This is a genomic window from Corynebacterium sp. HMSC056E09 (genome assembly GCF_001813425.1).
Taxonomy (GTDB): domain Bacteria; phylum Actinomycetota; class Actinomycetes; order Mycobacteriales; family Mycobacteriaceae; genus Corynebacterium; species Corynebacterium hesseae.
On sequence record NZ_KV812492.1, the window covers coordinates 68,956 to 82,769 of the forward strand.

16 protein-coding genes and 1 pseudogene are annotated in these 13,814 nt (G+C 60.2%); 8 read left to right on the top strand and 9 right to left on the bottom strand.

The genetic code is table 11. The features are described 5' to 3' along the window. Nucleotides 1–106: 106 nt before the first annotated feature. The 4 genes from HMPREF2912_RS13185 to erm all read left to right on the top strand — a co-directional run bounded on the left by HMPREF2912_RS13185 (nucleotide 107) and on the right by erm (nucleotide 2,171). Entirely contained in the window at nucleotides 107–361 is a 255-nt protein-coding gene (locus tag HMPREF2912_RS13185; RefSeq protein ID WP_232745419.1) for a nucleotidyltransferase family protein, read from the top strand. After that, nucleotides 282–536, top strand: a complete 255-nt coding sequence (locus tag HMPREF2912_RS13310) for a HepT-like ribonuclease domain-containing protein (RefSeq protein ID WP_081636726.1) — start codon at nucleotides 282–284, stop codon at nucleotides 534–536. The genes HMPREF2912_RS13185 and HMPREF2912_RS13310 overlap by 80 nt, the downstream gene beginning before the upstream one ends. Nucleotides 537–733: 197 nt before the next feature. After that, the gene (locus HMPREF2912_RS05725; RefSeq protein WP_224784272.1) at nucleotides 734–967 is read left to right on the top strand and encodes a recombinase family protein; all 234 of its coding nucleotides are present in this window, start codon (nucleotides 734–736) and stop codon (nucleotides 965–967) included. Nucleotides 968–1,316: 349 nt separating this feature from the next. After that, a complete protein-coding gene (gene erm / locus HMPREF2912_RS05730; protein ID WP_070517629.1) occupies nucleotides 1,317–2,171 on the top strand; it encodes a 23S ribosomal RNA methyltransferase Erm in 855 nt (284 codons plus the stop codon). Between the two features lie 70 nt (nucleotides 2,172–2,241). Here the strand turns inward: erm and HMPREF2912_RS13400 are convergent, their stop codons facing one another. The 3 genes from HMPREF2912_RS13400 to HMPREF2912_RS05745 all read right to left on the bottom strand — a co-directional run bounded on the left by HMPREF2912_RS13400 (nucleotide 2,242) and on the right by HMPREF2912_RS05745 (nucleotide 5,485). Next, nucleotides 2,242–2,595 (bottom strand): type IIL restriction-modification enzyme MmeI, encoded by a 354-nt coding sequence (locus tag HMPREF2912_RS13400; RefSeq protein ID WP_016423158.1) that lies wholly within the window; start codon nucleotides 2,593–2,595, stop codon nucleotides 2,242–2,244. 641 nt (nucleotides 2,596–3,236) lie between these two features. Then, on the bottom strand, nucleotides 3,237–5,129 hold the full coding sequence (locus HMPREF2912_RS05740; protein ID WP_016423157.1) for a heavy metal translocating P-type ATPase: 1,893 nt from the start codon (nucleotides 5,127–5,129) through the stop codon (nucleotides 3,237–3,239). Then, complete coding sequence (locus HMPREF2912_RS05745) at nucleotides 5,126–5,485, bottom strand: Cd(II)/Pb(II)-sensing metalloregulatory transcriptional regulator CmtR (protein WP_005530797.1); 360 nt, start codon at nucleotides 5,483–5,485, stop codon at nucleotides 5,126–5,128. The genes HMPREF2912_RS05740 and HMPREF2912_RS05745 overlap by 4 nt, the downstream gene beginning before the upstream one ends. A gap of 149 nt (nucleotides 5,486–5,634) precedes the next feature. On the opposite strand from HMPREF2912_RS05745, the pseudogene HMPREF2912_RS12625 reads away from it, so the two are divergent. Together HMPREF2912_RS12625 and HMPREF2912_RS05750 are read left to right on the top strand one after the other, a co-directional pair. Then, nucleotides 5,635–5,739: pseudogene (locus tag HMPREF2912_RS12625) on the top strand (type II toxin-antitoxin system RelE/ParE family toxin); the annotation flags it as partial. Beyond that, nucleotides 5,726–6,034 (top strand): HigA family addiction module antitoxin, encoded by a 309-nt coding sequence (locus HMPREF2912_RS05750; protein WP_083279048.1) that lies wholly within the window; start codon nucleotides 5,726–5,728, stop codon nucleotides 6,032–6,034. The pseudogene HMPREF2912_RS12625 and the gene HMPREF2912_RS05750, both read left to right, overlap by 14 nt. Before the next feature lie 54 nt (nucleotides 6,035–6,088). On the opposite strand, the gene arfB is transcribed toward HMPREF2912_RS05750, so the two are convergent. The 4 genes from arfB to HMPREF2912_RS13200 all read right to left on the bottom strand — a co-directional run bounded on the left by arfB (nucleotide 6,089) and on the right by HMPREF2912_RS13200 (nucleotide 7,869). Then, nucleotides 6,089–6,532 carry an alternative ribosome rescue aminoacyl-tRNA hydrolase ArfB gene (gene arfB, locus HMPREF2912_RS05755; RefSeq protein ID WP_070517628.1) on the bottom strand — a complete coding sequence of 148 codons (444 nt, stop codon included), beginning with the start codon at nucleotides 6,530–6,532 and terminating at the stop codon, nucleotides 6,089–6,091. 31 nt (nucleotides 6,533–6,563) lie between these two features. Continuing rightward, a complete protein-coding gene (locus HMPREF2912_RS05760; RefSeq protein ID WP_246816465.1) occupies nucleotides 6,564–7,073 on the bottom strand; it encodes a putative glycolipid-binding domain-containing protein in 510 nt (169 codons plus the stop codon). A gap of 77 nt (nucleotides 7,074–7,150) precedes the next feature. Then, complete coding sequence (locus HMPREF2912_RS13195) at nucleotides 7,151–7,537, bottom strand: Fic family protein (RefSeq protein ID WP_083299186.1); 387 nt, start codon at nucleotides 7,535–7,537, stop codon at nucleotides 7,151–7,153. Further along, nucleotides 7,537–7,869, bottom strand: coding sequence for a Fic/DOC family N-terminal domain-containing protein (locus HMPREF2912_RS13200; RefSeq protein ID WP_005530810.1), 333 nt, complete (start codon nucleotides 7,867–7,869; stop codon nucleotides 7,537–7,539). Before HMPREF2912_RS13200 ends, HMPREF2912_RS13195 begins: the two co-directional genes overlap by 1 nt. A gap of 354 nt (nucleotides 7,870–8,223) precedes the next feature. On the opposite strand from HMPREF2912_RS13200, the gene HMPREF2912_RS05770 reads away from it, so the two are divergent. Continuing rightward, entirely contained in the window at nucleotides 8,224–9,783 is a 1,560-nt protein-coding gene (locus tag HMPREF2912_RS05770; RefSeq protein ID WP_070533674.1) for an ATP-binding protein, read from the top strand. Here the strand turns inward: HMPREF2912_RS05770 and HMPREF2912_RS05775 are convergent. Together HMPREF2912_RS05775 and HMPREF2912_RS05780 are read right to left on the bottom strand one after the other, a co-directional pair. Beyond that, complete coding sequence (locus tag HMPREF2912_RS05775; protein ID WP_070533675.1) at nucleotides 9,758–10,408, bottom strand: MOSC domain-containing protein; 651 nt, start codon at nucleotides 10,406–10,408, stop codon at nucleotides 9,758–9,760. The two genes, HMPREF2912_RS05770 and HMPREF2912_RS05775, sit on opposite strands and share 26 nt — an antisense overlap. A 29-nt stretch (nucleotides 10,409–10,437) precedes the next feature. Continuing rightward, on the bottom strand, nucleotides 10,438–12,969 hold the full coding sequence (locus HMPREF2912_RS05780) for a hypothetical protein (protein ID WP_246816467.1): 2,532 nt from the start codon (nucleotides 12,967–12,969) through the stop codon (nucleotides 10,438–10,440). 115 nt (nucleotides 12,970–13,084) lie between these two features. Between HMPREF2912_RS05780 and HMPREF2912_RS05785 the strand changes: the two genes are divergently transcribed. Beyond that, on the top strand, nucleotides 13,085–13,801 hold the full coding sequence (locus tag HMPREF2912_RS05785) for a helix-turn-helix domain-containing protein (protein WP_070533677.1): 717 nt from the start codon (nucleotides 13,085–13,087) through the stop codon (nucleotides 13,799–13,801). The last annotated feature ends 13 nt before the right edge of the window (nucleotides 13,802–13,814 follow it).

A 13,814-nucleotide genomic window follows, 5' to 3' on the forward strand; every position in this document is an offset into this window, starting at 1 on the left:
ACGTGCTGCCGGGCCCGTTTCCCCCGGAAGCATGTCTGAGACCGTCATGACGCCTGAGACGCTTGCCCTACGCGGGATTCTCGTTGCGCGTCTTGACTAGTTCCAGGTGCTCATCGATCGGTACGGCGCGACCAACCCGAAGTTGTTCGGGTCCGTCGCGCGCGGCACCGCGTCTGCAGGATCGGACATCGACATCCTCGTCGGGATGGACCCTGCGGAGGGACGTCTCCTGATGCGTGCGTCTGGTCTGCTCGAGGAGAGTCGCGCTCTGTTCGGGCGCGATGGCATCGACGTGTTTCCTGCCCAGTTGCTCAGGCACCCGGTATCCGCTTCGACGCTCGCCGAGGCGGTGCCGCTGTGAGTCGCAGTCCGGCGAAGCCGTGAACCATCTTCCCGATGAGATCACCGGCGCGCACCCTGAGATCGTCTGGCCTCAGATTCGGGATTTCCGCAACATCCTGGTGCACCAGTATTTCGGCGTCGACATCGACGTGGTCCGCGATATCGTCGATACTCATCTGCCTCCTCTTGCCTAGGCGCTGCGGTGCCACATCTCTGCTAACTGACGGCGCGGCTCCAAAGGTTATTCGGCTACGGAACGTGGTCGAGTTTAAGTTCAATGTTAGCTAAGGGCCTTATTAAAAGCGTTTGGCAACACGCGCTCCTATTTACCTTCGTATCTCGCGAGACGCTGACGTGGATGGCCTCACCATCGATCGGCAGCGTCAGGACTGTGAAGCCATTGCAAAGCAGCGTGGCTTGGACGTTGGACATAGGACATAACTACGTCGATCAGTCCATTTCCGCGTCAAAGAAGAATGTGGCTCGCCCCGACTACGACGCCATGGTGGCATCCTTTGAACGCGGCGAAATCGACGCGATCATCTGCTGGGACCTCGAACTACCCGCCCCACGTCGGTGGGTAGTCCGATCAGTCGGACAAAACTACTCCCGCACCACAGCGTAATAAGGGGTGCACCTTAAAAACATCCGGAGGTGGGGGTAACTCCCCCTCGTTGCCCAGAGACAAAATACGCCAGTGGCGTCTGTACGACGAGCCGAAGGTAGGACAAATTCCAATCCAGAGAGGTCTTGCACTGTTGCGGTGCGGTTGTCTTCTTTCTCACCGTATTGGACCCTGCGAAATTAATTGGATACGATAGGCCCATGTTGATTTCAGGTTCCGTTTTCATGCGGCCGCTCACCAGCCGCTAAGGCGGTTTTCTCCCTCCCGCAGGTTAGAAACCGCTCCGGTCCTTTAGCCGGGCGGCTATTTGTCATGCCCGGCTCCGTTTCAACTCCAAGGAGCACACCTGATGTCTGCATACGGATACGGCCGTCACGAGCATGGCCAAAATTTTCTCACAGACCACAAGATCATCAACTCCATCGTCGATCTTGTGAAACAAACCTCCGGCCCCATCATTGAGATCGGGCCAGGAAGCGGTGCCCTCACTCACCCGATGGCCCACTTGGGGAGGGCGATAACGGCAGTTGAGGTAGACGCAAAACTAGCTGCCAAACTCACAAAAAAGACCGCCTCGGCGGCGGTCGAAGTGGTCCATGATGATTTCCTTAACTTCCGGTTACCCGCCACTCCCTGCGTCATTGTGGGAAACATTCCCTTTCACCTCACCACTGCCATTCTTCGAAAGTTGTTGCATGCGCCGGCATGGACTGACGCTGTACTCCTCATGCAGTGGGAAGTCGCTCGCCGCCGGGCCGGGGTAGGTGCAAGCACGATGATGACGGCTCAGTGGTCCCCATGGTTCACGTTTCACCTTGGTTCCCGAGTACCAAGGTCTGCTTTCCGGCCACAGCCAAACGTTGACGGGGGGATCTTAGTGATCCGCCGGGTGGGTGACCCGAAGATTCCGATAGAGCAGCGCAAAGCCTTTCAGGCGATGGTGCACACCGTTTTCACTGCCCGGGGACGCGGGATAGGGGAAATTCTCCGAAGGGCAGGGTTGTTTTCATCACGTTCAGAGACACAATCATGGTTGCGCTCGCGAGGAATCGACCCCGCGACCCTACCTCCCAGATTGCACACCAGCGACTGGATCGATCTCTTCCAGGTGACTGGTTCCTCTCTACCTCACCATCGGCCCATTTCACCATCGGGAAGTAGTCAACGACCTCCTCAACGGAAAAATCGAGGCCGGCGGCGGTAATCCCCCCACCACCAAAACCGAAATCCACCAGTAGTAGTGAACGACCCATGTTCGTCTACCGTGAGCCGCGTTATGGCAGTGACGTGTTCTCGTCGGGCACAGTCATAGTTCCCGGCGTTGCCAGCGACAGGGTTCTACACCCAGCAGCGGGACCGATCAAAATCACCCGCACGGGGAACGACCCTGCTGGTGGTTTCGATTTTGATGAAAGCGAGGAGACATAGCCCCTCGCCAACTCCCCGTAGCTGGCGAACAGTAGCTCCTGGCGCTGGCGCTCGTTGGTGAGTTTGCGTGCCACATCGAAAGCCTTATCGACTTCCCGGTCCAAGTTGTTGTGAGCCTTGAGCAGAATTGGGTCCATCGATAACGGGTTGTAGTGCTCCGCGAGTGACCGCTGGGGGTGCCGCTCGCGTGCCCGCAGCACCAACTGTCCAGCGTCGATGATTCGCTGCTGCGCCTTCTCATCTAGTTCACACAGAGCTGGTCCGCAGTTGTAGCTCCCGATGTACTCCGAAAAACGGAAAAAATAAATAGTGGGGATACATCAACCTTCCACTTTCCATTCTTCCGGCTCAGAGTATTGAGGGGTCTGGGACCGGGTCCGTAAACCCTTTATGTTTTTCGCGCACAGCGGTTTTTAGCGACGCACCCTATAGGTTTTCCGCAGAACTTATATGTGTTTCTGTGCACCCCATATGTTGTCTGTTTTAGCGGTATTTCGTTGTTAATTCCGCACGCGCGCATCAAATGGTTATTTATCGACGACACTCCGTCGAGTTCAAGTTCAACGTGTAACGCGAGGCGTTAATGACGTTTCGCGTTATTGGGGGTAGGTTGAAGAGCGCTGTCTCTAACTCGGGTTTTCGTTCGGCCTCGGTCCATTCCGCTACCTCGTGTGAAGAATCTGCAAGCGGTATCGAACCGTTGAACTATTAGGTTCCCCCACAGTTCCCGTGCCTGCACGCATCGAGAAGGACCAGGTGGTGAACTCGAATGACTCGCCTGGTCCAACGTGTGTGCGCTCGGCGCGTGGTTTAACCCTTATAAGACTTGCCGGTCACAGCCTCAGCGTTTCGCTCGTGCAGCCCGCAGGCCGTTCAAGATCACGATGACTTCGGCGACTTCGTGTACCAACACGACGGCGGCCAAGCCCAGTACACCGCTGATCGCCAGTGGCATCAACACGATGATGATGGCCAGAGACAGCACGATGTTTTGGTTGATGATCCTGCTGCCTCGGCGGGCGTGCTGCAGCGCCTGCGGGATCAGCCGGAGGTCGTGGCCAGTGAAGGCGACGTCAGCGGACTCGATCGCGGCGTCAGAGCCGGTTGCTCCCATCGCAATGCCCACCGTTGCGCCCGCCAGTGCCGGCGCGTCGTTGATGCCGTCGCCGATCATCGCCGTCGGCGTCTTGGAGGAGAGTTCGGCGACGATGCTTGCCTTGTCCTCCGGTCGCAGCTCGGCGCGCACGTCGTCGATTCCGGCGATTTCAGCCAGCGCCCGGGCGGTGCGAGTGTTATCGCCGGTGAGCATGCTCACTTCCACGTCGTTGTCGTGCAGGGACTGCACGGCATCGGGCACCTCGGGCCGCAACTCGTCGCGCACCCCGATCGCCCCGGCGAGAGCGTCATCGACGGTGACTAGGACGCAGGTCTGGCCTTCGGACTCCATGCGCTCAACGTCCGCCTTCAGTGGCCCGGCGTCGATCCATCGGGGGCTGCCGACCAGCACCCGTCGGCCTTCGACGGTGCCGCCGATGCCATGACCGGCTTCCTCGCTGATATCCAAGGCGGTGGGCGCTTCGGGCTCCGCTGCCACGATCGCCGCGGCGAGGGGGTGCGTCGATTGCTGCTCAACCGCCGCCGCGAAGGAAAGCACCTGCGCCCGATCGAATCCGTCTGCCGGGACCACTCCGGTAACCTCGGGCTGGTTGCGGGTAAGGGTTCCGGTCTTGTCTACCGCTAGGTGACGGATGCCGCCGAGTCGCTCGAACGCCGCGCCGGACTTGATGACTACTCCGAACTGGCTGGCCGCGCCGATCGCGGCCACGACCGTCAGCGGCACGGAGATTGCCAGCGCGCACGGCGACGCTGCGACCAGGACCACCAGCGCACGGGTGATCCAAGTCTCGGGGTCGCCCAACAGCGAGCCGATCACGCCGACCAGCACCGCCAGGATCATCACCCCGGGCACTAGGGGTTGGGCAATTCGGTCGGCGATCCGGGCGCGGTCACCCTTCTCCGCCTGCGCCTGCTCGACGAGGTCGACGAGTGTGGTCAGCGAGTTGTCCGTTCCAGCTGCGGTCGTCTCGACCTCCAGCACACCGGCGGAGTTGATCGCTCCCGCGGGTACCTCGTCGCCGGGCGCAACCTCCTCCGGAATGGATTCTCCGGTGATCGCTGAGGTGTCAAGGCTGGAGCGTCCGGACCGAATGATGCCGTCCGTGGCGATCCGCTCCCCGGGGCGTACGACCATTAGCTCGCCAACCTCAAGGTCCTTCGCAGCGACCTCGGCCGTCGTACCGTCGCGCAGCACGGTCGCGGTTTGCGGTACCAGCTTCAACAGTGCCCGCAGTCCGCCTTGGGCCCGGTCCATCGCCTTGTCTTCAAGCGCCTCGGCGATCGAGTACAGGAACGCCAGCGCCGCGGCCTCTCCGACGAAACCAAGGATCACCGCGCCGACCGCGCTGATCGTCATAAGCAAGCCAATGCCGAGCTTGCGCTTCGTGACAAGGTTCCGGATCGCTCCAGGTGCGAACGTGTAAGCGCCCAACAGCAGGCCAAGCCAATACAGTACCGTTGCGGGCGTCTCCAAGTCGGACCAGTCCAGCGCCAGTCCTGTAATGAGGGCTACGCCGGAGAAGATCGGTAGCAGTAGCTCGGGGTCCTTCCACCATGGCCGATCGAGCTCTTCGATCTCCGTGGCGGGTTCGTGTTCGCATCCACATGCTGAACTCATGCGTCCGTTCCTTTCTCGCCGCAGCCGGGCACCGAGCACTCGGTGTCGATGCAGGGGGCATTCTCGTCGACGGCCAGCGTCGCGTTGACCAGCGCTTCGAGCGCCGCCGCGAGGTGCGGATCGGCAATTTCGTAGCGGGTCTTACGGCCCTCCGGCTCAGCGACGACGATGCCACAATCGCGTAGGCAGGACAGGTGGTTCGAGACGTTCGAGCGGGTCAGATCCAAGCTTTGCGAAATCTCGGCCGGGTAGCCCGGACCGTCGAGTAGGGTCATCAGGATTCGGGAACGCGTCGGATCAGCCATGGCCCGGCCGAGCCGGTTCATGACGTCGAGGCGCGAAGCAATAGTCAGCATGTGCTGAACAATACAACGTGTGTTGAACTATTCAAAATGCACTGAACTGACGGTTCCGCGAAGGTCCTGCGACCTGCAGGAATTAGTCGATGGGATAGCAGATGACTGATCCTTTGTGGTTCGGCTGCCACCCAACGCGGGAGCGACGTGATCGGCGGGGTCAGTTCAGCATTCGAATCAACGACCAGTGGCGGATCTGTTTTCGGTGGTCCGCCGCGGGGCCAGAGGAGGTTGAGATCGTTGACTACCACTGACAAGCTCCCTCCGGTTCACCCCGGTGAGATCCTCATGGAGGACTTTCTCAAGGAAATGGGGATCACCCAGCACAAGCTCGCCGTCTCCATTGGCGTTCCGCCCCGCCGGATCAACGAGATTGTCCACGGAAAGCGGGCTGTAACCGCGGACACTGCTCTTCGCTTGGCTAAGTTCTTCGGAATGAGCCCCCAGTTCTGGCTCGGGTTACAGGCTCAATATGACTTGGACGTGGCGGAAGACAAGATCCTCTCGGAAATCGAGCGGATTCAACCGGTCCAAGCTGTCTCAGCGTAGCGGTTACCCGAACCAGGTCCGTCAGCGTGAGGATATGCACGCGGATGGTTCGAACTAGGAAATTTGGGGCTGCCGTCGCGTGGACTTGAGTTCCGAGCGCCGCTTTTTCGCTTCGAGACGGCGTCGCACCGAGCTCTGCGTCGGCTTGGTCCTGCGCCGCGGGGGAGGAAGCGGAGCGAGCGCCTCACGCAAGAGGGCGGCCATGCGCTCTCGCGCCTCGGTGCGGTTACGGACCTGCGAGCGCTGCGTCGACGCGCTCACGGTGAGCACTGTGCCGTCCAGGCGGTGTTCGAGGTTGTGAAGGACGCGGCGACGCTGGGCGTCGGAAAGCGATGAGCACGTAGCGATATCGACGGAAAGCTGCACTTTGCTGTCCGTAGTATTGACGCCTTGGCCACCTGGTCCCGACGACTTCGCGAACCGCTCCGTCAGGTCGGCGGCGACGATGACCAGACCCCCGGGGATCCCTGGGCCAGGCGCGATGGTCAGGTCGTTCATACCGCCCAGCTTAGTTAGAGTTGCTTCCGGATCAGACCCGCCGTGCGAGATCAGGGTAGTGTACGACCACTCCGTCACCGTCGACCTCCAACTCGACGTCGACTCCCCGTGTTCCGCTTTCGTATCGGACAGTTTCAGAATCGATGGAGCTGTAGTACTGGTCTGATGCGATCACCTGGAGGGACGGTATATCAATCCAAGCCATGATCAGCTGCGTTTTCGGAACCTGAGTCTCAAGCAGCGTCAAGCGACGAATAGGCATTGTGTTGGTGAGAGGGCACAGACCGAGATCGCAATCGAGTGCGGCTTTCAGATCGGCTGACTGGACGATACCGGGGGAGGGCAGATCTCCAGGCTGGGCGCCCTCTTCATTGGTTTCCGCCGACCACACGCCTTGCTCGGACCTAAACAGCTCGAGGCTTCGCCCCCATCCGTCGCCTTCAACGTTCACCGACACACGTTCAGTCACCCAGTTCTCCGTGGCGCGCCGCTCCCACGTGGCCTCGTATCCATCGCCGTATTGCACTCCGGAAGCGGTCAAACCGGCTCTTAAAAAATGAACTGCGGCCTAGTTCCGGATGAGGGGAATCTCGACATGCTCCCACTTATACGTGCGCTTCATGGTGAGGATTTTCCCACGCTTGATGGTGCGAAAAGGCAGGTAGCTTTCGATTTGGACCACGTACCGAGGACGAGGCATACCGGCAGAATGGTGTATTCAGTAAGTCCGCGACGCAGAAGAATCCCATGAATGAGAGCACGGCCCACACGGCCGTTGCCATCTGCAAATGGGTGAATCGTTTCGAATTGAGCGTGAGCAATCGCGGCCTGGATGAGAGCACCGCGCGAAGCGCCATCGAGGTAAAGACATAAGTCGTCTACGAGGTCATGGACTAGACGTGGGGGCGCTGGGATGAACTCGGCCCCAAAGAGTGTGTGGTTACTTCCACCAATCCAGTTTTGAATAGTGCGGAGACCAGTGGGGATAGAGCCCTTCTCCCCCATCAACTCTCTTTGGAGCTTTTCAAGAAGGCCGATGGAGATGTTGGTTCGGTGGCAAAGCTCTTCTCAATGGAACACAGAACGGTGAGGTTACGCGCAACCTCTTCCGCGCTTTCCTTAAAGCCGCGGACTTCCTCCTTTTGGGCGAGTTCCGCGAGGACAACCTTGTCGACGTTGGGCGCAATACCTTCAATGCGTGAGGAAGAAATCGCCTCAGAACGCATGAGTAAGCGGGCCACAGATTCCAACTGGCCAGAAGCAGCATGACGGTTGAGATCCAAGATCTCTCGCTCGATACGTGCTGCCCGGCTGGTGAGCTCTGGGGAAAACTCCATGCCTTACTTACAAGATGGTCAGGGACATAGACCTAAAAAGGGCCTCCGGCCTTATCGCGCCGGGGAATGCCGGAGCCTGATTCGGGGATCCAGCTCTCGGTAACGTAGTGAGGCTTGTAGAGGCTATCCATTCGTCAGACAGCAAATGAGTGGTTGGATAACTCTTATCCAACCACTCATTGCGGTTTATGCGCTAGATAAAGCTTAAACATACGGGGTTTCAGGGCCATAATTTGGCCTCAATGAGAATGTCAATGACACCTCAATGGGAAGATCAATGAGAACTCTTGTCATTGAAGAGGAATGAAGTTAGCATTGAGCCGTCATTGTTAATATTGAGGGCGGGTATTCATCGTGAACAATTGGTCCGAGAATCAGCTGAGAGAGCTATTGGCTGAGCTTGAGTTGCGCGGCGGTGATTCAACAACAGTCGAGGTCAAAACCGCTCAAGGGGGCATTCCGGACTCTCTACCGCAGACATTGTGCGCGTTCGCAAACATGCCGAGTGGCGGCCTTATCATTCTCGGTGTCAATGAGAAGGAAGGATTCATTGTCACTGGCATTGAGAATCCTTCGGAGATGGAGGCTGCTCTGGCCTCGCAGGCGCGTCATGCCATCACCCCTCCAGTCACAGTGCATACCGACAGTGTGGCAATAGATGGCACGCATGTCGTGATTGCGGAGGTTACGGGTCTTCCGATTATTGATAAGCCTGCTATCTACAGGGGAGAAGCGTATCTTCGAATGGCTGATGGGGACTACCGTATGAGTGCCTCGGAGCTGCGCATGATGGACGTGGCAAAGCTGCATGCCGAAGAGGCAGTGTCCTATGACACGACGATTGTGGAAGGTACGAGCCTTGCAGACCTAGATAGCGACGTGGTGCAAGATTTCTTGGTTCAGGCGCGGAAAAAGAATCGGCGACTATCGGGACTTACTCAAGATGAGGACGTCTTACGGGCGCTAGCGGTGACGACCGCGACTGGAGAGCTGACGCTTGCTGGCCTGTATGCGCTGGGTTTCTATCCCCAAGGGCATTTTCCCTCCTTAGCAGTAACGGTGGCGCAAAGGCTACCAAATGGTTCGAAGCACGGGCGAGTGTTGGGGTTGGAGACCTTTGAGGGGCCCGTTCCGGTGCTGTTGAACTCGGTAATGGGATGGGTAAGGCAACGTTTAGCCGCCGTACGGCGATATCGAGAGGACGGATCAATGGTGGAAGTTCCTGAACTTCCCCTTCCGGCCATTCGAGAGGCCGTGGCTAATGCATTGGTGCACCGTGATCTTGGGCCAAATACGTTGGGTGCGGGTAAATCGATTGATGTCCGCCTATTACCGGACAAGATGGTTATCTCCAGTCCAGGAGGCCTACGGGATCTGACGGTTGAACAGCTCAAGTCGAGAGATCTGGCGCGCCAGGAGATTAACCAGCGGCTCTATAGACTGTGCCGATATCTCAAAGCAGACGATGGCTCTTTTGTTATTGAGGGCGAAGGCGGCGGCGTGCAGCTCATGCTGGATGCCGCGCGAGAGCAAGGACTACCGGAGCCTGACCTGATAGATTCTGGCGTGCAATTTACGGTGAAAATGTGGCGGCCGGACACTCGTGGAGAGGCCCGTATCTGGGAGCCACTACGCAAGGAGGAATCAGGCACCGGCCCGGAACGACGAGTGGATGCACCAGTGACCTTGGAACGCCTGGGTGTTAACGCCCCGCGCGTAGCGGAGGCGCTGCGTACGGCGGCACAACCGCTGTCTATCGGCGAAATAGAAACAGCCACAAACCTTACTCGAGCGCAGGTCCGATATGCGCTGAAGTCACTGGTGAAGGCACGATTCGTGCGTATGGATGGCACGCGCGGTTCACAAGCGACAACCTATGAATGGCTAGCTAACCGCGGGGCTGCAGACGCTTAACCAGCTGATCGTGGTGAACGGGGGCGAGGCAGCCGGCGTCGACGACGCGCCGGGCTAGGTCCTTGTCCCCCATCTTGGCGGCGAAGGCCATGCCCATGGTGATGCCATGGTCGGGGCGGCTGATGAGGGTGATCTCATCGCCGGGATTGATGCGGCCCGGCTCGATGATGCGCAGGTAAGAGCCGCAATCGCCGCGCTCTGTGAAGGACTTGAGCCAGCCGGGCTCGTCCATCCAGCCGGAGAAGGTAGCGCAAGGCTGGCGCGGGATAGAGACCTCGAGCACGCACTCCCCCACCTGAATGCGCTGGTTGATGAGCATATTCGGCCAGGAAATACCCTCGGTGGTGAGGTTCTCCCCAAAGTAGCCGTCACGCAGAACGCGGTTGAGCGTGCCCTCCCAGTAGTCAAGCTCCTCGCGGGCATAGGCGTAGACGGCTTTCTCGGCGCCGCCGTGGTGGGCGTGGTCACCGATGGAATCCCCCACCACGCCGGAGCCGTCACCGTAGGCGGGCCCGGGGACCTCCAAGTCCAGGAAGGGGCGCGGCTGCTTATCGATGCCCGTGTACTCGTGTCGCCCGTGCGGCTCGGGGCGGCGGACAGCGACGTTCGTGGAGATAACCTTCATGCTCACTCATTGTGGCACACCTCACGCGCTTACACGTCGCGATCGCGGAAGAGAGCTTCAGCGGTCACGAGGTCGTAGAAGAAGAGGCGGGGGGCGAGAGGGAGGACGTCGGCAAGCATGGGCATGTCCTCCTTGAGAAGGGGGCTTTCCATGATGATGTCGTTCGCCGCGGCGCGAGACGCCAGGGCGAAGGCATAGGAGATGTAAGGCATCCACGCAGCGGCATTGAGCTCATCAGCCGTGTTTCCGCTGGCAAAGGCGCCCAGCGCGATGAGGGTATGGCTGACGGACATGTCAACGCCCGCGTTTTGCACCAGGGATGCGAGTGCGGTGGCGTCCTTGCGCAGGTGCTCGATGGTGCCCAGCGCATCGAGTGCGCCGTTGTTGGCAAAGCACTCGCGCAGAGCGGCGACGCGGGCGGCCTCCCCCATCAGGTCATCGACGGGCGGTGTGGGGCTGTGAATGGTCGCAGCATTCAGCAGCATCGGGCGGGTTAGGCCATCGGCGCCGGATTCGCGCACGGCGTTCAGCTCCGCGTTCTCGCTGGCGGAAGGATCGAGCAGAAGATCCAGGTAGTTATCGGCGCTCGACTCGGCGGTGGGCTCCAGCGGAGAGTGGAACAAGCGCGTGCGCGCAAGCGAGCGGGCCTGCTGGTTCACGCTAACGCCGGTGCGCGCCAGGGCGTGGAGCGCGGCCTCCGGTTGGGCGCGCAGGCGGTCGATGGTGCTGTCGAACATCGCCTGCAGTTTCGGGTTGGGGCTGCGCTGGGAGAGCACGTGGAGTGCGCGGAAGGTGCCCCAGAGCTGCTCCGGGGTCCAGTCCTTCGAAGCCAGAGCGGCCGGTGAGCCTTCCGGCGTGACCACGATGGAGGCGCTGGAGGGGCGAGCGGGGGCGGCGAGGTTAGAGTCGGCGCGGAGCTCGCGGACGTCGACAAGCAATGAGCCCTGCTCAGCGAGGTCTGCGGGCAGTTCGAAGCCGTCCTCGGTTGCGGTGAGCTGGGTCGGTGCAACTGTTGGTTCAGCCAATGGCCAGGCCCAACCCACTACTTCTGCTGGCGGCTCAGCGTTCTGTTCGATAACGATGTTGGCATCGGCATCGAGGAGGCCGCGGCTGACGAAGGGAGACTTGCGGATGGTTGCCAGCGCCGCGTAAATCAGGCTGGTGGACGCGGAAGCTTCATACTCCACGATGCGCCGCTCCAAGCTGCGGGCCTGGTGGGCCGCGCGCTCCTCCGCCGGAAGGGAGTCCAGGTAGTCCTCATAGGACAGCGTGGACCACATGAGGAAAAGCTCCGCCGTTGGCTGCTTGCGCACGGCGTTGGCCAGCGCGGCATTGGGCACGGCGAGGCTGGTGACCGCTTGCGTCGTCTTCGACGTGCGGGCCAGCTCCTTGATCTTCTGCCTGCCATCGATGGTGACGAACTTGGCCAGCGGGAGTGGGCGCGGCGAGTGGACGGTGAACATGTCATCTTGATCAAGCTGGCCCGCGAAAATCACCGGCTTATCGGAGTGCTCGGTGGGCTCCAAGCCGATGCGCTTGACGCGGCTGAACAAAGCCTCGGGCCAGACGTCGAATTCCAGCTCATAGCCGGCTTCACTGGCCACGACCTCGCGGCGAGAGACCTCGGTGTCCTCGAGGGTGCGTAGTCCCTTCTCCAGCGCGATGGGCTTCTTTGGCGGGGAGGCAAGCGTATAGCTGAAGGCTGAGTGCGCGCCGAGGGCGTCGATGATGCGGAAGTCCATGCCGCGCGGACCGTCGTTGGTGGCGCGCATGTGGAGACCCTCGGCGAGGGAGATGAAGCGGACGTCGACAAGCTCCTCGTCGTGCCACAGCGACACCTTGTACCGGCCCACCCACGGGTCTTCGTAGAGATCGCCCGGGAAAGGCTCGGCGATGCCCGCGTCGAAGGTCTGCTCCGAAATCTCCTCCTGCTCGCCGCCGAGAGGCGCGTAAGTGAGATCGATGCGCCACTCCCCTTCCGCGATGAGGTGCACGCGCGGCGACTTGGTGAACACGGGCTCGTTGTCGAGGCCCCGGGCGTTGGGCAGGATGGCGACGTCAAAGTCCCACTCGAAATCGCCGTGCTTGGCGACGTCCACCGGCTCCCTCTGCGGCACCCTGACCTGATCCGGCAGCGGGCCCGCTTCCCAGCCGGCCCAGATGCCGAGGGGCTCAGCGGCCTCCAGCGTGCCCTGCGGCGCGATGAGCGTGGTGCGGTCATAGACGATAAACGGCGCCTCATCGGTGATGCCGGTAAAGGTGACGGTCTCGATGAGGTCCTCGTCGCCATCGCGCAGGGTGACTTCGATGCGGGTAAAAGGCCCAGGGATGCCGACTTCCAGCGGCTCTTCGGTGGCGAATTCGCGCACTGAGTGCGGGCGGTCGATGAAATGAGACTTGACCACCCACCGCGGATCCGTCAGGTCTGCCTCTGGGTAGGTAGCGGGCAGCTCCAGCATGAGGATGTTGCTGCCCCGGCGCAGTGAAATCCGGGGGCCCTGCTCGACGATGTCAGTAGTGACCACAGGTGTTGTGGGAAGTGAATAAATCTCCGCGCTCATTTGCCTCATCATAGGACACAGCGGGGTGCGGTTGCCATGTTGCTGGTAGACGGCCTTGTTGTCCTATGTGCAGGACAGGTGTCCTAAAGATAGGACAGATGGCTATAGTGGGGCTATGGACGCACTACAACTCCTCAAGAAAAGCCCGCTGAGCCTTAGTGAAATCTCGCGGCGCTCGGGAGTGTCACGAAATACGCTCAATCTGTGGTTGCGTGGGGCAGCTCAACCGAGTTTGGCCGGGTTGGACAAGGTAATGCGCGTGCTCGGATACGAGGTTTCCGTACAGGTGCACCGCATGAGCGATGCCGCCGCCGCGACAGCCGCCCGAGTTCTCCTGGGGGAGCTCAGCAGCGAAGAACCAGACGTTAAAGCCTGGATTGACCGCTTTGTGCAGTGGGGTGACGCTGCGGCCGTCGGTGGCAGCTACCAGGCTCTCATGGAACGGGCCGCGTGGGCCTCCAACCCATATGGTCGCCACGGGGCTCTCCACTTCTTACCGTCAAATCCCATAACGATTGCTTCAGCGGTTGATGCGAGTGGGCAAACTTGGGCGATGTCGGGTGCTTTTGCAGCGCAACGAGTCGCGGGGCAGATCGCAGGTGAAGAAGAACCTCAATCAACATTGATCTGGTGCACAAATCCAGCAGACATCGTGTCTTCATTGCCCACTCGGATCCGTGCCAGTTCTGAGCCCGTATCCGGAGGAATCACCCTCGTGTCTGTCGCTGGTGAAGAGCTCACCGGCGCAACTAATGAAGCCGGAATACACTACGTATCACCGCATCAGCTTGCCATTGATGTGTGCGCAGAAAACTACATCGGAGGGGCATAGGTGATGAGAAGGG

Coding starts and splice junctions, on each gene's coding strand:
- HMPREF2912_RS13310 (WP_081636726.1), top strand. CDS start 282: ATGGCATCGACGTGTTTCCTGCCCAGTTGCTCAGGCACCCGGTATCCG.
- erm (WP_070517629.1), top strand. CDS start 1,317: ATGTCTGCATACGGATACGGCCGTCACGAGCATGGCCAAAATTTTCTC.
- HMPREF2912_RS05740 (WP_016423157.1), bottom strand. CDS start 5,129: ATGAGTTCAGCATGTGGATGCGAACACGAACCCGCCACGGAGATCGAA.
- HMPREF2912_RS05745 (WP_005530797.1), bottom strand. CDS start 5,485: ATGCTGACTATTGCTTCGCGCCTCGACGTCATGAACCGGCTCGGCCGG.
- arfB (WP_070517628.1), bottom strand. CDS start 6,532: ATGAACGACCTGACCATCGCGCCTGGCCCAGGGATCCCCGGGGGTCTG.
- HMPREF2912_RS13195 (WP_083299186.1), bottom strand. CDS start 7,537: ATGGGGGAGAAGGGCTCTATCCCCACTGGTCTCCGCACTATTCAAAAC.
- HMPREF2912_RS13200 (WP_005530810.1), bottom strand. CDS start 7,869: ATGGAGTTTTCCCCAGAGCTCACCAGCCGGGCAGCACGTATCGAGCGA.
- HMPREF2912_RS05775 (WP_070533675.1), bottom strand. CDS start 10,408: ATGAAGGTTATCTCCACGAACGTCGCTGTCCGCCGCCCCGAGCCGCAC.
- HMPREF2912_RS05780 (WP_246816467.1), bottom strand. CDS start 12,969: ATGAGCGCGGAGATTTATTCACTTCCCACAACACCTGTGGTCACTACT.
- HMPREF2912_RS05785 (WP_070533677.1), top strand. CDS start 13,085: ATGGACGCACTACAACTCCTCAAGAAAAGCCCGCTGAGCCTTAGTGAA.